Origin of the sequence: Streptomyces sp. KL109B (assembly GCF_030766935.1) — a bacterium.
Lineage (GTDB): Bacteria > Actinomycetota > Actinomycetes > Streptomycetales > Streptomycetaceae > Streptomyces.
Map to the genome: position 1 here is coordinate 312,769 of NZ_JASERL010000004.1, position 21,840 is coordinate 334,608.

At 66.5% G+C, this 21,840-nt stretch carries 23 protein-coding genes and 1 tRNA gene; 6 read left to right on the forward strand and 18 right to left on the reverse strand.

The annotated features are described in order from the left end of the window. Positions 1-259: 259 nt before the first annotated feature. Together RBJ65_RS16050 and RBJ65_RS16055 are read right to left on the reverse strand one after the other, a co-directional pair. Positions 260-2,128, reverse strand: coding sequence for a GTPase (locus RBJ65_RS16050; protein ID WP_372341330.1), 1,869 nt, complete (start codon positions 2,126-2,128; stop codon positions 260-262). A 170-nt stretch (positions 2,129-2,298) separates the two neighbouring features. Continuing rightward, positions 2,299-3,984 (reverse strand): dynamin family protein, encoded by a 1,686-nt coding sequence (locus RBJ65_RS16055; RefSeq protein WP_372341329.1) that lies wholly within the window; start codon positions 3,982-3,984, stop codon positions 2,299-2,301. A 295-nt stretch (positions 3,985-4,279) separates the two neighbouring features. Here RBJ65_RS16055 and RBJ65_RS16060 point away from each other — a divergent pair. Further along, positions 4,280-4,352: transfer RNA gene (locus RBJ65_RS16060), tRNA-Arg, on the forward strand. Between the two features lie 176 nt (positions 4,353-4,528). Here the strand turns inward: RBJ65_RS16060 and RBJ65_RS16065 are convergent. From RBJ65_RS16065 to RBJ65_RS16130, 14 genes are all read right to left on the reverse strand, one after another. Then, positions 4,529-5,941, reverse strand: a complete 1,413-nt coding sequence (locus tag RBJ65_RS16065) for a site-specific integrase (RefSeq protein WP_306320531.1) — start codon at positions 5,939-5,941, stop codon at positions 4,529-4,531. Continuing rightward, the gene (locus RBJ65_RS16070) at positions 5,941-6,147 is read right to left on the reverse strand and encodes an AlpA family transcriptional regulator (protein ID WP_306320530.1); all 207 of its coding nucleotides are present in this window, start codon (positions 6,145-6,147) and stop codon (positions 5,941-5,943) included. Before RBJ65_RS16070 ends, RBJ65_RS16065 begins: the two co-directional genes overlap by 1 nt. Further along, the gene (gene repSA / locus RBJ65_RS16075; RefSeq protein ID WP_306320529.1) at positions 6,144-7,511 is read right to left on the reverse strand and encodes a replication initiator protein RepSA; all 1,368 of its coding nucleotides are present in this window, start codon (positions 7,509-7,511) and stop codon (positions 6,144-6,146) included. The genes RBJ65_RS16070 and repSA overlap by 4 nt, the downstream gene beginning before the upstream one ends. Next, positions 7,504-7,929: an ASCH domain-containing protein gene (locus tag RBJ65_RS16080; RefSeq protein WP_306320528.1), complete on the reverse strand. Its 426-nt coding sequence runs from the start codon at positions 7,927-7,929 to the stop codon at positions 7,504-7,506. Before RBJ65_RS16080 ends, repSA begins: the two co-directional genes overlap by 8 nt. After that, on the reverse strand, positions 7,929-9,443 hold the full coding sequence (locus RBJ65_RS16085) for a DNA cytosine methyltransferase (protein WP_306320527.1): 1,515 nt from the start codon (positions 9,441-9,443) through the stop codon (positions 7,929-7,931). Before RBJ65_RS16085 ends, RBJ65_RS16080 begins: the two co-directional genes overlap by 1 nt. A gap of 289 nt (positions 9,444-9,732) precedes the next feature. Continuing rightward, on the reverse strand, positions 9,733-10,071 hold the full coding sequence (locus tag RBJ65_RS16090; RefSeq protein WP_306320526.1) for a SpdD-like protein: 339 nt from the start codon (positions 10,069-10,071) through the stop codon (positions 9,733-9,735). A gap of 26 nt (positions 10,072-10,097) precedes the next feature. Continuing rightward, positions 10,098-10,253 carry a hypothetical protein gene (locus tag RBJ65_RS16095; protein ID WP_306320525.1) on the reverse strand — a complete coding sequence of 52 codons (156 nt, stop codon included), beginning with the start codon at positions 10,251-10,253 and terminating at the stop codon, positions 10,098-10,100. A 12-nt stretch (positions 10,254-10,265) separates the two neighbouring features. Then, complete coding sequence (locus tag RBJ65_RS16100) at positions 10,266-10,931, reverse strand: DUF2637 domain-containing protein (RefSeq protein WP_306320524.1); 666 nt, start codon at positions 10,929-10,931, stop codon at positions 10,266-10,268. Positions 10,932-11,012: 81 nt separating this feature from the next. After that, positions 11,013-11,192 carry a pRL2-8 gene (locus tag RBJ65_RS16105; RefSeq protein WP_306320523.1) on the reverse strand — a complete coding sequence of 60 codons (180 nt, stop codon included), beginning with the start codon at positions 11,190-11,192 and terminating at the stop codon, positions 11,013-11,015. Positions 11,193-11,222: 30 nt separating this feature from the next. Next, positions 11,223-11,408: a hypothetical protein gene (locus RBJ65_RS16110; RefSeq protein ID WP_306320522.1), complete on the reverse strand. Its 186-nt coding sequence runs from the start codon at positions 11,406-11,408 to the stop codon at positions 11,223-11,225. Between the two features lie 3 nt (positions 11,409-11,411). Beyond that, on the reverse strand, positions 11,412-11,600 hold the full coding sequence (locus RBJ65_RS16115) for a hypothetical protein (RefSeq protein ID WP_306320521.1): 189 nt from the start codon (positions 11,598-11,600) through the stop codon (positions 11,412-11,414). A 5-nt stretch (positions 11,601-11,605) separates the two neighbouring features. Then, positions 11,606-11,869: a hypothetical protein gene (locus RBJ65_RS16120; RefSeq protein WP_306320520.1), complete on the reverse strand. Its 264-nt coding sequence runs from the start codon at positions 11,867-11,869 to the stop codon at positions 11,606-11,608. 87 nt (positions 11,870-11,956) lie between these two features. After that, on the reverse strand, positions 11,957-13,309 hold the full coding sequence (locus tag RBJ65_RS16125; protein ID WP_306320519.1) for an FtsK/SpoIIIE domain-containing protein: 1,353 nt from the start codon (positions 13,307-13,309) through the stop codon (positions 11,957-11,959). A gap of 6 nt (positions 13,310-13,315) precedes the next feature. After that, on the reverse strand, positions 13,316-13,663 hold the full coding sequence (locus RBJ65_RS16130) for a hypothetical protein (protein ID WP_306320518.1): 348 nt from the start codon (positions 13,661-13,663) through the stop codon (positions 13,316-13,318). 168 nt (positions 13,664-13,831) lie between these two features. Here RBJ65_RS16130 and RBJ65_RS16135 point away from each other — a divergent pair, with 168 nt between their 5' ends. Further along, the gene (locus RBJ65_RS16135) at positions 13,832-14,563 is read left to right on the forward strand and encodes an XRE family transcriptional regulator (RefSeq protein ID WP_306320517.1); all 732 of its coding nucleotides are present in this window, start codon (positions 13,832-13,834) and stop codon (positions 14,561-14,563) included. A gap of 35 nt (positions 14,564-14,598) precedes the next feature. Further along, a complete protein-coding gene (locus tag RBJ65_RS16140; protein WP_306320516.1) occupies positions 14,599-15,069 on the forward strand; it encodes an NUDIX hydrolase in 471 nt (156 codons plus the stop codon). Here the strand turns inward: RBJ65_RS16140 and RBJ65_RS16145 are convergent, their stop codons facing one another. Together RBJ65_RS16145 and RBJ65_RS16150 are read right to left on the reverse strand one after the other, a co-directional pair. Continuing rightward, positions 15,070-15,621, reverse strand: a complete 552-nt coding sequence (locus RBJ65_RS16145; RefSeq protein ID WP_306320515.1) for an HD domain-containing protein — start codon at positions 15,619-15,621, stop codon at positions 15,070-15,072. 97 nt (positions 15,622-15,718) lie between these two features. Next, positions 15,719-16,648, reverse strand: a complete 930-nt coding sequence (locus RBJ65_RS16150; protein ID WP_306332145.1) for a nuclease-related domain-containing protein — start codon at positions 16,646-16,648, stop codon at positions 15,719-15,721. A gap of 859 nt (positions 16,649-17,507) precedes the next feature. Between RBJ65_RS16150 and RBJ65_RS42095 the strand changes: the two genes are divergently transcribed. From RBJ65_RS42095 to RBJ65_RS16160, 3 genes are all read left to right on the forward strand, one after another. Beyond that, entirely contained in the window at positions 17,508-18,686 is a 1,179-nt protein-coding gene (locus tag RBJ65_RS42095) for a DNA cytosine methyltransferase (protein ID WP_372342330.1), read from the forward strand. A gap of 54 nt (positions 18,687-18,740) precedes the next feature. Continuing rightward, on the forward strand, positions 18,741-20,831 hold the full coding sequence (locus RBJ65_RS16155) for an ATP-binding protein (RefSeq protein WP_306320514.1): 2,091 nt from the start codon (positions 18,741-18,743) through the stop codon (positions 20,829-20,831). A gap of 63 nt (positions 20,832-20,894) precedes the next feature. Next, positions 20,895-21,710, forward strand: coding sequence for an HNH endonuclease (locus RBJ65_RS16160; protein WP_306320513.1), 816 nt, complete (start codon positions 20,895-20,897; stop codon positions 21,708-21,710). Positions 21,711-21,840 lie beyond the last annotated feature (130 nt).

Consider the following 21,840-nt stretch of genomic DNA (forward strand, 5'->3'; position numbering starts at 1 on the left):
CCGAGTCAGAGCCCCCGCCCCGACCCCACTGAGCCAGGGCACCGGCCCCGACCCCGCTGAGCCAGAGCCACGGCCCCGGCCTCGCTCGCCCAGGGCACCGGTCCCGGCCGCACCCGGCCAAAGACACCGGCCCCGGCCGCACCCGGCCAGGACACCGGCCCCGACCGCACCGGCCAGGACATCCGTACGCGGCCCGAGCCCGTCCCGAGCCGCGATCACAGATTGCCCCCGCGCCGCGATCCCCGCCGACGCCTGTGCCCTACCCGCGGGTTGTGGAAATCCCCGTCACTCCCCCGGCCACCGCCACTCCCCCGGCCACCTTCACGTACTGCTCCCGCACCTCCCGGTACCGCAGCAGCTCCGCCGCGACGGGGTCCAGCACCCGCGCCCTCCCGCACGCCGCCGCCGCGTCCCTGAGCCGCCGCTCGGCCTCCTGCCCGTACCGGCGCGCGGGCCCCTTCGCCGCCATCCGGCACGACCACTCCACGCACGGCCCGCCCACGATCCCGGCCAGCACCAGCAGCAGAGGCACGCCCACATTCGACGCGAAGACCCCGACGACCTGCCCCACCAGCCACAGCACACCCAGCACCTGAATCGCCGTCATGAACACCTGGGCGAACACGGCGACCGGCCACCAACCGGGCCGAGGCGGACGCCCTGCCGACGCGCCCTGCTCCGACCCCAAGTGATCATCGGCGGCATCGGAGGCACCAAAGGAGACATCGGAGGCCAACTCGTCGAGCGCCTCCGGCAGCCCCTCCCCGCCCCGCGCCGCGGCCTCCCGCACGGCCTGCCCCCATGCCTCGGGCAGCCCGGCCGCGGCGGAGTCACCAACCACCCGCACCGCGTGCTCGACGCGCTGCCGCGCCGTGATCTCCTCATCGTCGGCGACGGCCGCGGGAGCCGTGGCAGCCGCTTCACCCGCGCGCCGCTCCTCGTACCAGCGCCAGAGCCTGAGCCACGGCGTGCCGCAGGCCCGGCCCGCGCCCCGACTCCACTCCCGCTCGGCGGCCTGCCCGGCGGCGGCCGCACCGACCGCCTCGGCGAGCCGGTCCGCGAACTCCTCACGGGCCTCCTCGCTCAGCCCGCTCTGCCGCCCGACCGCGTACACCGGCTTCAAATGGTCGGCGGCGGCGTCGACATCGGCGCCGATCCGACGCGCGGCGGCCCTCCGATCGGCCGTGAACTGGTCAAGACAGTCCCGCAGTTCGTCCACACCCTCACCGGTGAGGGCAGACAGCGGCAGCACCGTGGCGCCGGGCTCCCCGTGCTCTCCGAGGGCGATGCCGTCCTCGTCGAGCAGCCTACGTAGATCGTCGAGAACCTGTTCGGTCGCGTCACCGGGCAGCCGATCCACCTGATTGAGCACCACGAACATCACCTCCGCGTGCCCCGCCATCGGCCGCAGATACCGCTCATGAAGCATCGCGTCGGCGTACTTCTCGGGGTCGACGACCCACACCACGGCGTCCACGAGCCCGAGCACCCGGTCGACCTGCTCGCGGTGTTCGGGCGCGGCGGAGTCGTGATCGGGCAGGTCGACGAGGACGAGCCCGTCGAGCTCCGCCTCCCCCTGCTGCCCCGGCACGGGCCGCCGCCGCGCCCGCCCCGGAATCCCGAGCCGGTCGAGCAGCCCCGCGGCCCCGTCCGTCCAACTGCACGCGATCGGCGCGGAGGTGGTGGGCCTGCGCAGCCCGGTCTCCGAGAGGTTCACTCCGGCGAGGGCGTTGAACAGCGTCGACTTGCCGCTCCCCGTAGCGCCCGCGAGGGCGACCACGGTGTGCCGCGACGACAGCCTGCGCCGGGCCGCCGCCTCGTCGAGCACCTGCCCGGCCTCGGCGAGCGTCGCCCCGTCGAGCCGCGTCCGCGAGAGCCCGACGAGCTCGCGCAGCGCGTCGAGCCGCTGCTTCAACTGCCCGTCGTACGACCCCGATCCCGCCGGCACCGCCGGCACCGCCACCTCGCCACCCTGCTTGGCGACACGCCGCGCGATGAGCCCGTCGTCCCACGGGGTGGACCCGCCGTCCCCGGCACGCCCTTCGGGAGCCCCGGACGCCGTAGAGGTTCCAGCGCGCGGCAGGTCTCCCAGGTTGTCCGCGAGATCGGTCAAATCAGAGTCGTCCAAGGGATCGACGGGAGTGGTGACGGACTCGGCGGGACCAGTGGGACCAGTGGGACCAGTAGGACCAGTGATGTCAACGGGGCCCACGGGATCAACGGGGCTAACGGGGTCAACGGGATCAACAGGGTCAACGGGGTCGGTGTGATCCGTGGCGGCGGAGGCGGTCAGCGCCCTCACCTCTCCTTCTGCAGCAGCGAAAGGGCCGCGATCAATTCGGCCTGGGATTCCGGGGTGATGTCGAGGGCGTCGAGCGGCGCGAGCCGACGCTCACGCTCCGCGCCGAGCACGTTGTCGAGGTACTCGCTCAGGAGCTGCCCGCCGCGATCGCGCAGCCGTAGGGCACCCTGGGCGCCGATCCGCTCGGCGAGGTTCTCTCCCGCGGCCTTGCCCCGCCGCCCGCCGAGCAGGGCGGTGGCGACGAGCGCCGCGACGGCATCGGCGTCAGGCGGCGAGGACTCCATCACCTGCGCGGCAGCCCGCGCCTCGTCCTCGGCGTACTCCTCGAGCACCCGCCGCCAGCGTCGTACGGCCAGCCCAATGCGCTCCTCGGCGGTCCCGGACTCGGGCTCCGGCCTACGTAGTTCGGCGGCACGCGCGCCGGGCTCCCGCCGCCACGCCTCGTCGACCCGCTCATCGGCAGCGGTCACAGCACACGCCAACAGCGAACCAAGACTCTCGACGAGCGCGTCCAACAACTCACCGGCCGCGCAGTCCGCCGGATAACTCCTCCAGCGCTTCAACGCGTTCCCGGCGAGCACACCCCCCTTCTGCAAACGCCGCAGTACGCGCGCGTGCTCACCCTCGTACGCATCCTCTACGGCGGTGGTGAGGCGGACCACGGCGGAGTGCTGGGCGGCGACGGCGGAGGCCAGCTCGGGCATCCGGGCGCGCAGCGAATCGAGGGCCCCACGGGTGGTACGCACCACGGCCCGGGCCCGCGCCTCGGGATCCTGGGCACGATGGGTCAGCCAGGCACGCAACGGTGCGACGGCGGTCGCGGGCAGCAGCCCCCCATTGCCCGTCGACTCCGGAAGCTCCGGCACGGTGAACCTCGGCACCTCCCCCAGCCCGGCCTTGGCGAGCAACGCCCCGTACTGCCGTGAGACGTCGGCGACGACCTGGTGGGGCACCCGATCGAGCACGGTGACGAGAGAGGCGTCGTACTCCTTGGCGGTACGCAGCAGGCGCCAGGGCACGGCGTCGGCGTAGCGGGAGGCGGTGGTGACCATGACCCACACGTCGGCGGCACTGATCAACCGAGCCGCCAGCACCCGGTTCTCGGCGACGAGCGAGTCGATGTCCGGTGCATCGAGCAACGCGAGCCCCCGCGGCAACACGCCGGAGGTCTCCACCCGCAACACGGGCTCCGCCCTCTCGGCCCCAGTCCCGAGGTCGTCCTCCTCGTCCTCCCCGTCCCCCTCCAGGGAGCCGTCGGCCTGCCTGGGCACCCATACGCGCGTGAGGTCGGGCAGCACCCGCACCCCGGAGAACCAGTGGTGATCATCCGGATGGCAGACGAGGACGGGCGTACGCGTGGTGGGCCGCAGCACCCCCGCCTCACTCACGACGCGCCCCACCAGCGAATTCACGAGGGTCGACTTCCCGGCCCCGGTCGACCCGCCCACCACGGCGAGCAGCGGCGCTTCGGGAGCGCTCAGGCGGGGCACCAAGTAGTCGTCGAGCTGCGCCAGCAACTCACGCCGGTTGGCACGCGCGCGTGGCGCCCCCGCGAGCGGGAGCGGGAAGCGCGCGGCGGCGACACGGTCGCGCAGCGCGGTAATTGCGTCGAGCAGCTGAGGCCGAACGTCCAAGGTCACCACACGTGAAGAATGCCCAATTTTGGCGGCTTTATGAAGCATATGACCGCGTCTGCGTGCCGATAAGTCACGCGATAAGGCACAGGAAGCACACAGCGGGATGGAAGGGGCGACTGGGGGCGCAGGCATAACGAGTGCACAACACCCGAGGCGTATGACGCCAAAAGCGCTGCACGATTCGCACCTACCTGCGATTATCGGGACCGCTTCACTGAACCTCCACATCGTGCCGCGGAGGCGAAGCAGCAGGGGCAGGGACTCGGGAGCCCTATCCTTGTCCCCGGCAAGGTCACGGATCACCCACATCCACCCCGACCAAGCCACCGGCCACACACCGGCCCCCGTAGCTCAGTGGATAGAGCAGGCGCCTTCTAAGCGCTTGGCCGCAGGTTCGAGTCCTGCCGGGGGCGCCTTTCTTAGGCTCCGCTTCGGCGGGGCCTTTTTGCTGGTCAGGGCGGGTGCCGGGCGGCGCTTGGGAGTCCCGGCCACTCCCCCGTCGATCAGTGCACAGGCCCGGCATCGTCCGACTCTCACCGTGTTTTCCCGGGTCGCCGTGTCGAATACGTGTCGAAGTTTTCGGCGACGCTCAGTCCCGGTGATCGAAAGCCGGGTCGACCTCGATCTCGGGTAGATCTCCGGCCGCTTCGAGGCGCTTCTTGAGATCGGCCAGTTGACCTTCGACACATCGGGCGTACGTGGCGAGGAGCACCGGCACGCTGTTGCCCGCCCAGTCGGCCACCTGCGCGGACGGGATGCCGTCGTCGAGCCACTTGGTCAGCCGGCTGTGCCGGATGTCGTACACGCGCTTGCCGGTCGGCGAGTCGAAGACGTACGGGGGCAGAACCTTCCGGCGAGCGGTGCGCCAGGCGCGGCGGATGACGGAGCCGGCGAGGATGCCGCCGCGCTCCCCCTGGAAGAGGAGATCCTCGGGCCTGAGTTTCTCGGCGGCGATGTGCGCCCGCAGCATGCGGGACAGGGCGGGATGCCCCGGCACCGTCCGCGTGTCCCCTTCGGCGCGGCCCTTGAGATCCCGCTTCTCGTGGATCTCCCCGCTGTCGGTCCACTGCCTGCCGACCTCCGGGGTCGCCGTGTGGATCAGCAGTTCGCACCACTGGTCGGTGGCATCGACGTCGGGCAGGGTCACGTCCCCTACGCGCAGTGCCACGGCCTCTTCAGGGCGTGGTGCGCAGTAGTAGAGCGTCGCGAAGAACGCGTGCAGCCGCTTGCCGCCGCGGGGTCGCCGACGGATCCAGGCGAGGAGGGCAGCGGCCTGCTCGGGATTGATCAGGCATCGCTTGTCGACGGCGTTCGTGGTCCTGGTGGAGACCGTGGCCTGCTTGCCCTGCGGCAGCGGGTTGGTCAGCAAGAGGCGGCGCCGGATCGCGTACCGCATGGCGGTGTTGAGTACGCGGCGGTGCCGTTTGCGGGACCAGGCGGCCGCGGGGCGACCGTCGAGGAGGGTGTCGAGCGCGCGCAGGACGGTGTCCACCGTCTCGGGGACCTCCCAGGCCGAGACCGGGAGGGAGTTCCGCTCCACCCAGCGGAGGATGACCGCCACGTCACGCGGTGCCTGCGCCCGCCGGTTGGTGTTGAACGCCCATTCGCGCAGCGCGGTGCGTACGTCCACGGGCCGGAACTGCGTCGGCTCGGCGCGGAGCAGGGCGACGGTGGTCAGCATCAGGGTCCGCGCGGTGTTCTTCCGGCTGTTGCCACCGAGTTGGGGCCAGCGCACATCCACGTACTGAACGGCGAACCTGTACCAGCTCATGGACGCCGACTTCGGGCGGTGGGACGTCGGGAGCCCGGTCGCGATGACGAAGGCTTCGCCCTGACTCGTGGCCCGGATCAGTTCCGCGCGGAACCCCTCGGCGAGGGCCACCGTGTCGAACGGCTCGCGCCAGCGCTTCCCGGCGACCTGCCAGCGCACGGTGTACGTGGTCTTGCGGGCGCCCTTGTACGTCAGGATCTTGTAGACCTTGACGTGGTACGTCGTCTCCATCAGAGCGGTTCCTCGCGCGCGTCGAGCCAGTAATCGAGCTCGGTCCGCCGGATTCGGAGATCACCATTCGGCAGCTTGATGCAGCGCGGGGCACGGCGCTTGGCGCGCCAGTCGTAGAAGGTTGAGCGCGAGATGCCCAGCTCCTCGCAGACCTCGGCGAGGGTGAGCATCGTGCGCGTTCCGCGCGTTCGAACAGCGGGGGTCATGCGGTGCTCCCTTCACTGAGCAGGGCTTCGCGGGCGGTTTCGCGGTTGATACGGATGTCCTCGGCGATGGACGCGGCGAAGGCGGATTCGCCAGGGGTGTGACCGTGGCCGGCGTAGCGCCAGTCGGCGAGGACGAGGGTGGTGTCCGGGTCGGGCAGGCCGAGGGCATCGCGTTGCTGAGCGGCGCGGTAGTCAGCGCGGACCTGTCGACGTGCGGTGAACGTCGAGGAGTACGTGCGGGACTTGGTCAGGAAGTGGCCGCGAAAGCCGAGCATGTGCGCCCAAGCCCACAGGCGCCGTTCGGGGTAGAGCGGGTCGAGGTCGTGGCAGGCGCGAATCAGGCGGGAGGTGTGGTCGGGCACGTGCGCGCGGTCAAGCTCGGCGAGTTCGCCGATTCGGCGGTCCAGGGCGCCGGTTTCCTCGGCGGCCTTGGTGGCGTACTTGGCGACGTAGGAGGTCACCTTGCTCTCGCTGACGTCATCGGTGTCGAAGGCGGTGATCGCGCTGACGTCGAGCTTCGTGCCCCAGCGCAGGAGCCGGGCCGGCTGGTCACCGACAGGCCGGACTCGCACGCCGACGTAGGGATGAACCACGGCCTCCCGGATGCTGTCCGTCAGGAGGTCGATGGTCGCCCAGGGCGGTGGGGGTGTGTCCGGCCCGTCGGGGCCGTCGAGGCGGATGACGGCATGGAAGTGGATCGCGCCGCGTTTCTGGAACTCGGCGACCTTGTTGAACGACAGGCGGGCGGTGTCCCGGAACGCGGTCTGTGTGAGCCCGGCGGCGGAGGCGAGTTCGCGGCGCAGGCGGTTGATGAAGCGGTGCCACAGTTCGCCCGCGTGGTTGTTGAAGAGCACGGCGCCCGCGTAGTCGTACGTCTCCGGGGCGAGTGGCGTGCCGAGAGCGGGATCTGGTTCGGGGTGGCGGGTGCCACAGCGGCAGCGTCCGGAGCCAGTGTCGGGGATGTTGTGGACCGGGCCGAAGGAGGGTGCGGTGAGGGTGGCGAAGACACGAGGGCGTTCGCGCACGGTGGCGGGGATGTTCATGCGGTCGTCGCCGCTCAGGCCCGCGCGTACGAGGTGGTAGGCGTCGCCCGCGTAGAGGTAGGCGCAGGGCGGGCAGCGGGTGGCGCGGCGGTTGCCGCAGGCGATGCGGAGCCGGCCGCCGGGCTGCTCGCCGGAGACGGCATCGTGCAGCACCCTGCCGGTGACCTTGTCGCGGACGACGGTCCAGCCCGTCAGGTGGATCGGGTCGGCGCAGCCGCCGGTACGGCGGATCTGCTCGCGCCAGTCGTTGAAGTCGGGGGCGGAGGCGACGCGCAGGAGGTCGCCGAGGACGAGCGGGTCGAGGGTATGGGTGTCAGGCACGATCCACCGCCAATGCCATTGCCGCGGCCGCGAGTTGCGGATCAGGGATCCACAGGCCACGGGCGCCGCGGCAGAACAGGGGATACAGCAGCGGGCGGACATCGGTGAACCGCCAGTGCCACCGGCCGGGAGCGGACCACAGGGTGCAGTAGCCGTCGTCCTGGTGACAGTCGACGAGCCGGCCCACCGCGAGAACGGCGCCGTGCGGCTGGGGACGCTTGAGGAACGGCCGGGCGAGCGGGAGCCCGTACGCGTAGCGGTCGAGGGTGTGCCCGGCATGGATCAAGATCCGGCCGCGATACTTCGTCTCCCAGAAACGGTTCTCGATCCGCTTCGTGCCGTAGGCGATGCAGGACGCCCAGGGCTGCCACACGGTCAGCGCCCGGATCTCCACGGCCGTACCGGTGGAAGTGGCCATCAGAGCACCTCCAGAAGGCGGGAGGCGATCCACTGGGCGACGTTCGCGGGCACGGCATTGCCCGCCTGTTTGGTCTGCTCGCCGCCGTGTCCCTTGACCTGGTAGTCGTCAGTGAAGCGCTGGGCTCGCAGGTGCTCGCGCGGGGAGAGCATCCGGAAGTAGCAGTCCTCGATGGCGATCTCGTCCGGGGTGTCCTCGGCGCCGAGGACGACTCCGGCGGACTCGCGGGTGGCGATCGTGTGCAGCGGCACGGCCGTCGTGGTGGATCCGCCCTTGCGGTACGGGATCACGAGACCGTGGTGGTTTCCTCCGGCCGTGATCGAGGCGAGCGGATCGGCGATCGCGCGGGTGGTGGAGCCGCCGCCCCGGTGCTCGGTGATGAACGGGGCGGGCAGGAACAGGGCCTCACTGTCCCGTGTAGTCCGTGTGCGCATCGGGGTGGCCACGGTGGTGGGTTCGGTGTTCCAGCTCCCGCCCGCCGGAACCAGCAGCGGAGGGATCGCGACACCGTCGCCGATGCGCACGGTGCGGGTGGCCAGGGGTGCGGCGGTGGCGGGTACGGCGCGGCCGTCGCCCTGGTCGGAGTGGTTGACCGTGATCACGGCGGGGACGCGGTGCTTGGCCAGTCCCAGTTTGATCTTCCGGAGGGTGGAGGCGGCGAGCGGTCCACGGCCGTGCGCGGCACGATCGGCGATGCGGATGCCGGGGTCCGTCCAGTTGATCGCGGTGGCGGCCGGTCGCACGTACGGTTCAACGAGCTGGTGGCGACAGGTGGGGTTGGGGCAGCGGTAGTCGTACTGCTGGCGGTACTTGCCGATCTTTCGGCCGTTGCGCCAGGACTGCACGGCCAGCACGTCCGACTCGCAGCCCGAGCACCAGGCCGCAGGCCGTACGTCGAGATTCGGGGCGCGCATCGCGGTGCGGGTGAAGACGATGAAGATCCGGTCCCGCCACTGCGGAGCGTGCGGATTCACATCACCGTCGCCGACGTGCGCGGCGGACACCGAGACGATCTGATAGCGGAAACCGAGGATCTCCATGCCGTGCAGCCACCAGGAGAACAGCGGCCAGGCGGTCGCGAAGCGCGGCACGTTCTCGCAGACCACGGCATCGAAGTTGTGGACCTCGGCGGCGCGCAGGATGTCGTACGCCGTGGCACGGGTACGCTCCCAGGCCGCATCCTGCATCGGGCCTTCCTCGAACAGGTCCAACTGGCCCACCGTGGGCGATCCTTTGGGACGGCTCACACCGTCGGCAGGGCTGCCCTCGGTGCAGATCGGGGAGCCGACCAGGACGCGGGCCCTGGGCAGACGACGCATGTCGTAGTGGTCGAGGTCGACACAGAGGTGATCTGCCTCAGGGAAGTTAGCGGCATGGGTCTCGACCGCACGGTCCCAGTGATTCGCACCGAGGACGACGTCGAAGCCGGCCCGCCGGAAGCCGTCGGAGTCCCCGCCCGCGCCGCAGAACAGATGGATGGACGTAGGTCGGGAGGTCGCGGACCGGCGCATCATCGGGTCACCCCCGTCAGTAAGGCTGGGCGGACATCCAGACGCCTCGGGCAGGTGCCAGTGCCCCGGCATGCCGGGCAATCGACGATGACCGTGCGCAGGTGGCCTTGTGCGTCGCGACCGAGGCCGGAAGATACGGCGGCGGTGGCGAAGCCGTCGCAGTTCGGGCAGATCCGAACCGCGGCGATCGGTCGCTCGGGCATGATGAGAGTTCCTTCCGGTTCATTGGATCGGGCAGGGGCACGGCTCCGGAGCGGAGGAAACTTGGCGGTTGAGGCCGCTCCGGGGCCGGTCAGCGGCGGCGGGTGTCCGTGGTGAGGATCGAGCGGGCCACCAGTGCGACGACCGCGAGCGAGGCGGCGGTGATGGCGACCGCCAGGAGCATGGAGACCAACACGGCTCCGACCGTGAGTACGGCGAGGACCCCGCCGACGGCGGCCAGGGCGAGCGCACCGGGGGTGAGCCGCGCGACGGGTCGTGACGTGGTGGGTGCGACCGGGGTCGGGGGGTGGTGCTGGCAACCGCACGATCCGTGACCGTTCTCGTACGGTGCGACGGCGCCGAGGGTAGTGATGGTCGGGACCATCTCACCGGTGGGCCGTTCGTTGACCGGGATCCTGGGCTTGAACATGCGTGGAACTCCCTTCTCCGTGCGGGCTAGTTGAGGAACGGACTGATGACGGGCGCGAGCGGGCTGGCGGCGAGGAGGTAGCCGCCGAGAAGCAGTGCGACGATCAGCCACCAGGGCAGGCGGACGAGCTTGATACCGAGCACGCCGACGCAAAGGACGAAGAACCAGAGCGGAACGTCCATGGCTTCTTCCTCTCAGTCGAGTTGGGCGGCCAGGGATTCGGCCATCGGACCGGGCACGCCGAGACGGGCGCGCAGGGTGTCGGCGTCGATCGCGTCGCCAGTCGCGGTGCGATGCGCATCGGCGATCTTCCGGGCACGTTCCACCAGTGCCGGGGGCACCGAGATCGAGGCCGGAGCGGGAGCAGGCAAGGCTGCGGCAGGCTCGGGGGTGGGGAGCGGAGCGGCAGGACCTTCGGAAGCCGCAGGATGATCGCGTTTGAGGTCCTCAACGGCGATCTTGTTCGATGACGGATCCGACGTCAGGGTGTTCGGCGCGGGGTCGGGGTTGTGGGCGAGCAAGGTGCCGCCGAGGAAGGCGAGCGCGGGCCAGCCGGCGACCAGGAATCGCAGCCACGCGGGAGCATGGCCGAGGTCGAGGAATCCAGCGGTGGCGACGTTCGCGCCCAGCGACGCGATCAGCGCGACCACGAACCACGACCACGCCAGACGGCGGGTGCGACCGGTGCGGAGCCGTCGCCAGGCAGCCACGAGCAGCAGGTCGACGGAGATCGGGTATGCCCAGGCCTTCCATCCGGCCTGCCCAGCCGCTTCGGCGATGTCGTGCAGGTGGGCGAAGGACAGCGCCCCAGCGATCACGGCCTGCACAAGGACGGCGTCCGGGCGGATCGAGCGGTTCACGGTCTTCACCTCCTTCAAGTGGGGTGGGAACCGGGACGGGGCGGGGCTCACGCGGTCCGGCCGCCCGGTCCCGGTGTGCTGTCAGCGGCGGTTGAGACCGGGGCAGCCATTGATCATGTGGTCCAGGCACTGCGGGCAGTCCTGCCGGGGACCGAGCGCCCGGTGCACCTCGGGGTTGTGCGCGTGCCGCCAGCACTGCGGGCACTCGCCCTTCGGCGTGGACGATCCAGCAGCAGGCGAAGACGTTCCGAACAGACCCATCACGGGCTCCTCTCGTGTGGTCGGGATTGCTCAGTTCCGGGCTGCTTCGCCGGAGCCCAGGCAGGCCAGGCACAGGCCCGTTTGCTGGGCGTCGGTGGTCTCGCGCTTACGGCCGACCCGGACGGACACGGAGACCTCTCCGGAGCCCTTGCAGACCGAGCACTTCACCGGCTCCGCAGGGGCGGAAGTGGGCTTCTTGCGGCGTGGAACGGTCATGGATCACCCCTCCGATCCGGGGCGCTCGGTGCCGCCGGAGTCGGGCGGGACACCGTCCACGGGAAGCGAGAGGGCCAGACCGCCACCGACGACGTCGGCGAAGTCCCGGTCCGCGCCTGGATATTCGGCGTAGAGGACGAGGTCACCGATCATCAGGACCGTGCGGTTGAAGTCGTCACAGTGGTCGCACATCACGATCAGCTCGCCTTCGTCAATGTGCCGATCGCGGGCGTGTCCTGGGCGGTGGCCCATTCCTCGACGGCGGCGGCGTACTCAGTCACCGCGTTGACGAGGTCACGAGTGAAGGCGCGGTGGTCGGCCGTCGACATGGAATCGAAGAGCGAGACGCACAGCACCTGACCGGAGTCGTCGAGGGCGAGGATCGGGGCGTGGTCGATGCCGTAGGTGTGGCACCGGATCGTGGTGTCGGCGGTGGGATGGAACGAGGCGGACAGGCTCATGACCGGGCCTTCCTTCCGGAGTTCGGGCATGGCAGGGGTAGGGACGTGGCGCGAGGCGGTCGCGCCGACCGGGTTGGAGTGAGCGGGTTACGGCGCGGTAGCCGGGGCCGATTCCGTGGCTGGAGCCGGCGCGGGCAGCAGCGCGGCGGGCCGGTAAGCGGCCAGAGCGGGAATCTCGGGAGTGAGGTGGGCGAACTTGCGGCACACGGCGACCACTTCACCGATCGAGGTCTTCGGCGTACGGATCCGGGTCCAGTTGCCCGAGGAGTCACCGGCCACGGCCATTCCGGCTCGCTCGGAGGCGATCGCGGTGGCCGCCTGCACGGCGAGGTCGTTGATGTCGCCCAGGCCCATCTCCGCCGTCTGCTTGTCGTTGCAGCGATGCGTGACCCGGTTGGTCAACTGCGCCCGCAACGCAGTGGCGCCCTTTCCCAGCTCCGAACCGAAGCGCTGACCGGCGATCTCCAGATGGATGCCGACCGCGCGGGAAAGCTGGGCAAGCCTCACGAGCTGGGTGACCATGCGATCCCGCCGCACGGTGTCGACCTTGGAAGCGACGAGGAAGAGTTCGGCAATCTCGTCGACCAGGACCACGATCGGTACCGGCCGCAGCTTGGCGGGCAGGCCCCAGATGTCGGACGTGATGTCCTCCAATGGGGTGTCCGGGGCGATGCCCTGATGCAGGCACAGCAGGTCGAAGCGGTCCTCCATCTCCCCCACCAGCGCATCGAGCAGGCCGTCTGCCTCGTCCGGCGTGGTGGCCAGCGCCGTCAGCCGGGGCGCGAAGGCGTTTTGCTCGACCCCTCGCTTGCAGTCGATCCCGACCACGGCCACATGCAGCGGCGCCAGCGCCTTGATCAGGCAGCGCTGGAACATCGACTTGCCCGACTTGGTGGCGCCCAGGGTCAGGCCGTGTGGCGAATCCTGGTAGTCACGCACGTACGGGAGTCCGTCCTCGCGCAGCGCGACCACAGCCGACAACGGGCCGGGGGCGAGACGACGTGGCATGCGGACCCTGGCGAGGATGTCGAAGGCGATCAGCCGTACCGAGACAAAGCCAGGCTTGAGTTCGACGACGTGCACCGAGTGCACTGCCCAAGCGTGCCGCAGCCGCTCAGCAGCCTTGGTCACGTCCTCCGGGGTCAGGCCGGCGGGAAGCTTCATCCGCAGCCGCGCACCGGTCGCAGTGGGTCGGATGCCGTGCACCCGAGGGATCCGAGGGCGGGCCACTTCAGCGCTGACCGCCTTCTTGGCGAACACCTTCCACCAGGCCGGGGTCACCGTCAGCGCACACGCCTCCATGGTCTGCCGGTAGGGGAAGAACACCCGCGCCATTGCAAGCGGCAGACCGAACAGGACCCAGTACACGGCCGGAGCCTTGGCCCGCGCGATCAATGCGAGCACCACCAACGCGACGACGAGCCATAACAGTCCGGTCATCGCAGGTCAGCCCTTACCGTTCGAGCCGGCCGGGGTCAGGGTCTTCGCGGTGACCGCGATCGCGCGATAGCTGATGCCGTGCCCGAAGTCGTTCTCCCACGGACGCGCCACCAGACCGGGCAGCTCCACCGACATACCGGGCGCCAGATCGGGCTGGATGCCGTCCTCGGCGACCACGACCGTCACGGCGTCCGGACGAGCGTCCACGATCACCGCCACGTTCACGTTGTACAGGGTCTTTCCAGAGGTCCGGTCGGTCGCGATCTCGCCGGTCTCCCGGTTCTTGACCTTGGTTTCCGGCTCCTGGATCAACATCACCGTCATCTCACGGGTGTCCACAGGAATCTGACGCATCGTCTCTTCTCCTGATCTCGCGGTGAGTTGAGATTCGCCAGTACGGCGACCAGATCAGGGAAGCGCTACAAGGGGTGGACGCATCTCGGTCCGGAGGGACGTTGTGGGACGTCTCCAGAAGGGGTAAAACGTCCTTAGCCGTCCGAGCCTCAGGGAAGGACCGCGGACATGGCAAACGAACGCTTACGCGCGGCGATTTCAGCAGCAGACGAGACGATCCAGTCGGTGGCCGAACGCGTCGAAGTGGACCCCAAGAGCGTGGAACGCTGGATCACACTCGACCGCACCCCGCACCGCCGACACCGCTGGACCACGGCGAGCTTCCTCGGAGTCGACGAGGTCTACCTCTGGCCGGTCATCGAGAAGCAGGCCGAGACCGCCAGCGCTTCAGAGCTGGTCACGTTCTACCCGCACCGCGGCGCCGTACCGACGTCCCTGTGGCCCTCCCTGCTCGAAGGCGCGAAGAGCCACATCGAAGTACTCGTCTACGCGGGGCTGTTTCTCTTCGACGGATACCCGGATCTTCCCGAGCAGTTGGCCGAGAAAGCCAGGGCTGGAGCCGAGGTGCGCATCCTGCTGGGCAACCCGGATTCAACGATGATCCGCCAGCGCGGCGAGGAGGAGGGCATCGGCGAGAACCTGGCAGCGCGAGCCCGGATCACTCACAGCTACCTGGAACCGGTCGCATCCACCCCCGGACTCGACATCCGACTCCACGAAACGATCCTCTACAACTCCATCTACCGGTTCGACGACGACATGTTGGTCAACCCTCACGTACTCGGAGCCCCCGCCGGGCAGAACCCCGTGCTGCACTTCCGCTACCTCCCCGGAGGCCGCACGTTCCGGCACTACATGAAAAGCTTCGACTACGCGTGGAAGCACGGACGTCCCACGTAGACCTTCTCGTCGGCCGAGCGTGCGACGCTGGGTTCATGGCCCGCATCGACTACGTGAATGATCCCAACGCCCCCAAGGCGAACAGCATCGTCCCCTCGGTGGTCGCCGTCGCAGTCAACGACGCCGGACAGGTCCTGTTGATCCACAAGACGGACAACAACCTGTGGGCACTGCCCGGAGGTGGTGTCGAGGTCGGAGAGTCAGCCGCCGACGCCGCGGTACGGGAGACCAAGGAAGAGACCGGCATCGACGTCGAGGTGACGGGCCTGGTCGGCATCTACACCAACCCGGGCCACGTCATGGCCTACGACGACGGCGAAGTACGCCAACAGTTCTCGCTCTGCTTCACAGCCCGGATCACCGGCGGAGAACTGCGAACAAGCAGCGAGAGCAAAGAAGTCGCTTTCGTCGAGCCGAGCACGCTGGAGGACCTCAACATCCACCCCTCCATGCGGATGCGGATCGAACACGGCTTGGCCGGCCTGCCCACGCCGTACATCGGCTGATCACTTGTCGAGACGTACCCGGGTGCGCTCGACAGCGGCTGCCAGATACGGACGTGCCTTGCTGATCGCGATGTACACCACGCTGTCCGGCTCGTACCGGTCGAGGATCTCGTCCATGCGCCGGCCGAAGTCGAAGGACTGCCCAGCTGGCCCCGTGGTCATGTCGGCGTAGATCAACGCGTCGAGGAGCGACGAGTCCTCCCGCTCGTACGCAGCCAACTGGTCTGCCAACCCACGCTGCTGCGCCTCATAAACCGCACCCGAGTGATGAGCAACCAGCCGCACGAGCCGACCAGGAGCGCCCAAAGACTCCAGGTGCCGAGCACCATCAAGCGGGTGGAATCCCGTCTCCCGCAGTTCCGGGGCATAGCCGACGTCATGCAACCAGGCAGCCGCCTCAAGAAGATTGCGCTCAGCTTCCGGCACGGCCGCAGCTACCTCGCGTGCGCGCGCTGCAACGGCCTGAGTGTGCAGCCAACGGTCCCCGAGCTGAGGCAACAGAGACTCGGCCAGCTCCGCAGCACCCCGAGGCGTGTCCAGTGCAGTAGGCATGAATCGCACCGTATCGGAGCTACCGACCAGCCAACAGAGCGCGATCACCACTCCCGATCACGTCGTATACCCACTACTGCGCAAGCGACTTCGGCAATCAGCCGCTCAGCCACACACGTCGACGCCGGGCCACCTCGTACAGGGTCTCGACCTGATCCTTGGCAAGGACACCATCGAGTGGCGCCAGCGAGGACACCTCTCGCTCTCGGTAGACACGCACGGTGAACTGCGTAGGGGCCCTGGCCACATCTTCGGCACCCACCAGGACGATCGCCGGTTCGACCGGGACGTCGAAATCGACGTACAGCTCCAAGACAGCTCGCACACGCTGCGCCTCAGCCTTACTCGCGCGGGCATAGGGCCGAGCAGGACCATGGTCTATCCGAGCCATCTCGTCACCGACCCACACGCTCTTACCGTCGTGGTGCTTGGTGTTGATCGCGAAGACACCGCCAGGGCCGATCAGCAGATGGTCAATGTCGGCACCGTTTGGCAGCGGTATCCCGTGCAACACTCGCCAGCCCGAGTTCTCCAGCCGGCGCAGCTCATTACCCACACGGCGTTCGCCTTCCAGCCCAGCGAACCAGGAATCCCATTCCGTGGACCGGCCCCGGAGACGGGCCCAGGCCCTCTGCGCGCGCGTAGGCCCACGCTCGGCGATCAGGCCAAGTAGCCGAGCCCCAGGGCGATTCGCGGCCAGATCCTCCCCCGGAGACAGAGCGGGCAGCGACTTCCTGCGCGTGTCCCTGGGTCGTGGCGCAGCCGATGGCCGACGCGATGACGGAGTACGAGCAGCCGGACGACCCTTCTCATGGCGCGGCTGCGACCCCCGGTACACACGAAGCGACCCCAAGGCCTCACGCCGATAGCGCTCGTCCAAGATCTCAATCTTCCCGGTACGGCAATCCATCCAAGCCACCGCGGTGCCGTCCGGCAGGTTCACGTACAACCGATCGTGTCCGTGCCTCTTCCAACGCACAACCTTGAGCAAGCCCATGACCACCCCCGACAGCGTCCCAAGGGTCATGGCAGCAGCGGTTCAACAACCCCGCAAGAGCGCCGATCGGCCAGCGCGGACAAACTTTCCCTACGTCATCAAGGGCTCGCTCCGCTCGCCGATCGGTGCCGGTCCCGCTCGTGGATCATTGCCAACCCATCCGCCGATGGCGCCCACCGTGAATCACCGGTCGCGCCCGGCTCGCCGACCACCGCCACCCCGATCCGGCCTCGGAAAAGGAAAAAGAGCACAGGCGAACTTGATCGTGCGCAGGCGCAGGACCGTCCTCCTCGACGCCACAAGCCCGCGTTACAGATGACGAGCCATCGATCACAAGGAAGCAAGTGCCGCGCACAGCGCGGCGGCGCCGGCCGGACGCCGCCGCGCGGCCCCTCAATGTCTTCGCCAGCGGGGCCGCGCGCCGTCGCCCGCCCGCGCCCGCAAGGGGGCAAAGACCAGCGCTGGGCATGTCGGAGGGGAACGGAAGAGCAGGAAAGAAGCTTTGGGTTGACCGATGAGGCCGGATCGGGGTGACGGTGGTCGGCGGTCCCACGCTGCCGAGATTCACGGGCACCTACGGCCCGCTGACCACCGCACGAGGCAACAGCCGACCGCGGGCGCGCCCTTGATGATGAGGAAAGCCGTCGTGGCTGGACCCGGTCGGCTCCACGGCTTTAGACAGCCACTTTGGGGCGAGCCTCGAAGATCATGGCCCCGCGTCGAGCACCAACGGGCAGGTTCACTACCTGCCCGACTCGCGGTCAGCTTAAGGGGCCATGATCACTCGCCCCAAAGCAGCTCCAGCCCAAACCCGCTCCACCGACCGCTGACACCCTGCTGAACGGCCGCTGAGTCCGCCCTGTCAGTGGGGCATGGGATGATCCCTCACATGCTCACGTCTACGCCGTCCAGCCCCCCTCTGTCTGTCGCAGGTCTCTTCGCAGGCATCGGCGGCGTCGAGCTGGGACTGCAAGCTGCCGGCATGCGTACAGAGCTTCTGTGCGAGTGGTGGGAGCCCGCGCAAGCAGTCCTCAGACATCATTTCCCGGACGTACCCCTTCACGACGACATTCAGACGCTTGAATCGCTACCCGATGTTGACGTAGTCACTGCGGGATTTCCGTGCACCGACCTGTCACAAGCCGGACGGACCGCTGGTATTCACGGACGGGCATCAGGCATGATCAAGCATCTGTTTCAACTTCTCGAAGATGCATCGCCTAGATGGGTCGTCATTGAGAACGTGCGCAACATGCTAGCCCTAGACCGTGGCACTGCTATGGAATACTTGGTCACACAGTTTGAATGCCTCGGTTACACCTGGGCCTATCGACTGGTTGACTCACGATTCACAGGTGTACCTCAGCGTCGCCACAGAGTGATTTTGGTGGCCTCCAAGTCAGAGGATCCACGCCAAGTGTTGTTTGCCGACGACGCAGGGGAGCGTCCAGACCACTTCTACCGCGAAGACACATACGGTTTCTACTGGACTGAAGGGAATACAGGACTTGGCTGGGCAAGGGACGCCATTCCCACACTAAAAGGCGGGTCCGGTCTAGGAATTCCATCTTCACCTGCCATCTGGACAAAGGGCGCACCAGCTGGACGAGCAATCGTGACCCCACTAATTGCTGATGCCGAGGCTCTGCAAGGTTTTCCCAGAGCTTGGACCGAACCCGCCCAGCAAAACTCACGCCCAAGCCTACGTTGGAAACTGGTCGGCAACGCCGTCACAGTGGGGGTGGCAGAGTGGCTCGGCAGGCGACTCGCCAATCCGGGCACCCCAATCCCCCTGCCCAGCCGGTTGCTCCCCGCGGGCTCTCGTTGGCCTACAGCCGCATGGGGAAGCGCCGACAGTCGGCACACCCTAGACGTGAGCCTCTGGCCTGAACAGCATCCGTACAGACATCTGAGCGACTTGGTTGAGCTGGATCTGGCTAAGCCGTTGAGTCTCCGCGCGACCACAGGCTTCCATGACCGCCTGATGCGGAGTCGCCTCCGCTACCAGGAGGCCTTCGCGCTCGCGCTCAAAACACACATCGAGCACATGGAACACCCCACCGCTTAGCATCTTTAGCTAGGACCCCTGACAGAGATGCGGCTCCGCCACTAAGGTGGCGCTGTGACGACACAGGAACACCTGCAACAGCTCAGCCGCATCCTGGCCACGGTGGACCACTCGGCCCCAAGCGTGAGTAAGTACCGAGAGCTGCAGCTCTTCCTGTCTGATTTCACAGAACTTGAACCTCAGCTCATTTACCCCGCATACGTGAGCAAAGCGGGCAATATGAGCGTGCGGGGCACCCAGTCGAGACGCGCACAAAGCGCATCTCTTCTAGTGTTTGTGGTAATGCGAGGGGACCAGGATGAAGAAATCCATCGCGCCGCTCGCGAAATCGCCAATAAAGAAAACAAGCCAATTGTAATTCTGCAGTCGAGTGCAGATGATTCTTGGGCTCCGACCTATGGACTTATCCCTGTGGGGGATATCAGAGCGGCAACTGTAGTGTCGCGAATTAAAAATGCATTCGGCGAATTCGAGATTGAACGCCATCCGAAGAACTCGCGGAAACCAAGGCCTTCCCCCTCTTCGCCTCCTCCACAGCGAACCGATCCGGTCAAGTTCATCACCCTGCCAAGTCGCACAACCGAAGTTGAGCCCAGTGGGGAGACCTTCCTACTCATCCCAGATACATGGGATGACTTCGGCTACGGAACGCTCTTCGATCTAGTATATCGCGACGCCTCAAACACCTCCCACGCGATGGGGCAGGTAAAAATCGCTCACAAAGAGCAGACTCATGGTCGCCCGCCACTTCCACAAGAGTTTCTGCATCTCGACGACAATTTCTTTTCTCTCGGCCAAAGCGCCGAATACTACGAGGCATTGACCACCCCATTTGGCCTGCGAAACATTGCTCTAGCGTCTCTTCGAGATCTAGCCTTCAGCGATAGGGACGTCACAGAATTCTTGCGCTATGAGGTGACAAAGAAGTCTCTCCTGCGGGCAGTGCCCCTTGCTACAGTCGAAGGACAATTTCGACGCGTCGCCCATGGCGGAGTAAAGGTACGGGACTTTCTTTTTCAGTATTCAAGCCCAGAAATCGAAGAGCTTGGCCGAAACTCGCTTGATCTTCGATTCGAAGTCTTCACCAACAGCCAGCCGCCAACGAACGTTCATGTTCTCATTGGAGGTAATGGAGTCGGAAAAACCACCCTCCTGAAGGGGATGTCGGCGGCAGTCTCTCCTGGAGACACCGTCGAGCCTGGCGAACAGGGGAGTTTCATCGATCTTGAACCAAGCGATGCCACGGGGCGAGACAATTTCCCATTTCAGAACGTTATCTTCGTAAGCTTCAGCGCTTTCGATCCTTTTATCGCTAGAGCCCTACCGGCGGAAGCTGATGGCGAGCAAGAAACCTTGTTCTCTCTTCGCGGCCCCAAAGTCCCAATTTCATACATTGGGCTTGGTGACCCAGAAACCGATGATCGGCGACCTCGTGATATCCAGTCGCTCGCTCAAGAATTTGCAAGCACGGTAGGGGAGGTTGTCAGAAATGCGACCCTCCGCGACAGATGGAATCGCGCCATAGGGACGCTTGAGCGCGATCCGCTATTTAAAGACCTAGATCTGAGGTCACCACTCCACCTTGAAAACGTCCACTCGCCCGATACTGTTCTGTGGACGGAGACGGACGCTAAGCTACTCGACGCCTTCACGCGAGCTAGTTCGGGTCACAAAGTGGTCCTACTTACCCTAACCCGCTTGGTAGCTGAAGCTCGCGAACGATCCTTGGTGCTCTTCGACGAACCCGAATCACACCTCCACCCACCTCTTCTTTCATCCTTTATGCGTGCGCTCTCCGATCTTCTCACTGAGACAAATGGGGCAGCTGTCATAGCTACGCACTCTCCCGTAGTTTTGCAGGAAGTTCCGAAAAGCTGCGTATGGAAGCTGCGCCGCAGTGGCGACCGGAGTGTGGCGGATCGCCCTCAAATCGAGACTTACGGAGAAAACGTCGGTCTGCTTACGCATGAGGTGTTCGGCCTTGAGGTGACTCAGTCTGGCTATCACGCCGATTTGCAACGAGCTGTGGGCCAAGCCTCTTCCTTCGAAGATGTCGCTGCCGACTTTGGCCAGCAGCTGGGAAGCGAAGCTCAAGGAATTATTCGTGTGCTCCTAGCCGTCAAGGGTTCGGAGGGCGCGCAGTAAATGTGGCCCGTACGTAGACCAGAAATATCCGCCAGAGAGACCTACCTCACCTGCCTCAGCGGCGTGAGAGACAAAGAACTAAAAGCCAGTTTTACAGAAGCTGTTGACTTCATCGAAGATGCCTCCGCCCGATTTGCTGAACACTCCGAACGCAGCGAAGTCCATACTTTGGAGCCGATGTCCTTCCGGCCCGAGGACAGTGGCCTTGGAGTTGCACTCAAAATCACCTCACAAGATTTATCGAAAGGGCTATACGAACAACGCATGGCCAAGGTCGGTGCCCCTGGGCGTAGAATCTACGATCGCATAAAGCTGGGGTCGGCTAACGATGTCTGCCCGCTGTGCGGTATCCGGAAAGTAAGCACCCTAGATCACTACTTGCCGCGCGTGGACTTCTCTGCACTGGCTGTCACTCCGCTCAATCTGATTCCTGCCTGTTTCGAGTGCAATAAAATTAAGCACCAAAAACGCCCAATGGAAGCAGCGGAGCAAACGTTCAACCCATATGTCGATGACGTTACAGACGCACGGTGGCTAGTGGCCACTACGTACGAGAGCACTCCCGCCACGGTGCATTTTTCCGTGGGAACGCCGTCCGGCTGGGACAGTACGCTCATTGCGCGAGCTAGGTATCACTTCGAAGTCTTCAGACTGGGCGAGCTCTATTCGCATCACGCTGTGACCGAAATCAGCAGGATCCGTGGAACGCTCCGTCAAATGTTCCGACTGCTAGGGAGCAGTGGCGTTCGGGAGCATCTGAAGGGGTGTGAAGAAAGCGCACGCGAGCACGACGTAAATGATTGGAAAGCAGTAATGTTCTCCGCACTAGCCGAGAATGACTGGTACTGCTCCGGAGGATTCGATGCGGTTGCCTTCTGATCGGTGAAGGTTGAGGTCGATTGACCGAGCAGGTCGAGTTCGAATACTTGATTCACACGCCAGCTATGACCACTCACAGAAGCAGCCCCCTACAGACTCCCGACCCTATAGGTAGCGTCGGCTTCCCATT

Excerpts from the sequence above, each read along its gene's own strand:
- RBJ65_RS16130 (WP_306320518.1), bottom strand. The coding sequence starts at position 13,663 with ATGCGTCAGATTCCTGTGGACACCCGTGAGATGACGGTGATGTTGATC.
- RBJ65_RS16120 (WP_306320520.1), bottom strand. The coding sequence starts at position 11,869 with ATGAGCCTGTCCGCCTCGTTCCATCCCACCGCCGACACCACGATCCGG.
- RBJ65_RS16125 (WP_306320519.1), bottom strand. The coding sequence starts at position 13,309 with ATGACCGGACTGTTATGGCTCGTCGTCGCGTTGGTGGTGCTCGCATTG.
- RBJ65_RS16065 (WP_306320531.1), bottom strand. The coding sequence starts at position 5,941 with ATGGAGACGACGTACCACGTCAAGGTCTACAAGATCCTGACGTACAAG.
- RBJ65_RS16070 (WP_306320530.1), bottom strand. The coding sequence starts at position 6,147 with ATGACCCCCGCTGTTCGAACGCGCGGAACGCGCACGATGCTCACCCTC.
- RBJ65_RS16095 (WP_306320525.1), bottom strand. The coding sequence starts at position 10,253 with ATGGACGTTCCGCTCTGGTTCTTCGTCCTTTGCGTCGGCGTGCTCGGT.
- RBJ65_RS16150 (WP_306332145.1), bottom strand. The coding sequence starts at position 16,648 with ATGACCCTTGGGACGCTGTCGGGGGTGGTCATGGGCTTGCTCAAGGTT.
- RBJ65_RS16110 (WP_306320522.1), bottom strand. The coding sequence starts at position 11,408 with ATGACCGTTCCACGCCGCAAGAAGCCCACTTCCGCCCCTGCGGAGCCG.
- RBJ65_RS16090 (WP_306320526.1), bottom strand. The coding sequence starts at position 10,071 with ATGTTCAAGCCCAGGATCCCGGTCAACGAACGGCCCACCGGTGAGATG.
- RBJ65_RS16145 (WP_306320515.1), bottom strand. The coding sequence starts at position 15,621 with ATGCCTACTGCACTGGACACGCCTCGGGGTGCTGCGGAGCTGGCCGAG.
- RBJ65_RS16055 (WP_372341329.1), bottom strand. The coding sequence starts at position 3,984 with ATGCTTCATAAAGCCGCCAAAATTGGGCATTCTTCACGTGTGGTGACC.
- RBJ65_RS16140 (WP_306320516.1), top strand. The coding sequence starts at position 14,599 with ATGGCCCGCATCGACTACGTGAATGATCCCAACGCCCCCAAGGCGAAC.
- RBJ65_RS42095 (WP_372342330.1), top strand. The coding sequence starts at position 17,508 with ATGCTCACGTCTACGCCGTCCAGCCCCCCTCTGTCTGTCGCAGGTCTC.
- RBJ65_RS16135 (WP_306320517.1), top strand. The coding sequence starts at position 13,832 with ATGGCAAACGAACGCTTACGCGCGGCGATTTCAGCAGCAGACGAGACG.
- RBJ65_RS16105 (WP_306320523.1), bottom strand. The coding sequence starts at position 11,192 with ATGGGTCTGTTCGGAACGTCTTCGCCTGCTGCTGGATCGTCCACGCCG.
- RBJ65_RS16080 (WP_306320528.1), bottom strand. The coding sequence starts at position 7,929 with ATGGCCACTTCCACCGGTACGGCCGTGGAGATCCGGGCGCTGACCGTG.
- RBJ65_RS16115 (WP_306320521.1), bottom strand. The coding sequence starts at position 11,600 with ATGTGCGACCACTGTGACGACTTCAACCGCACGGTCCTGATGATCGGT.
- RBJ65_RS16085 (WP_306320527.1), bottom strand. The coding sequence starts at position 9,443 with ATGATGCGCCGGTCCGCGACCTCCCGACCTACGTCCATCCATCTGTTC.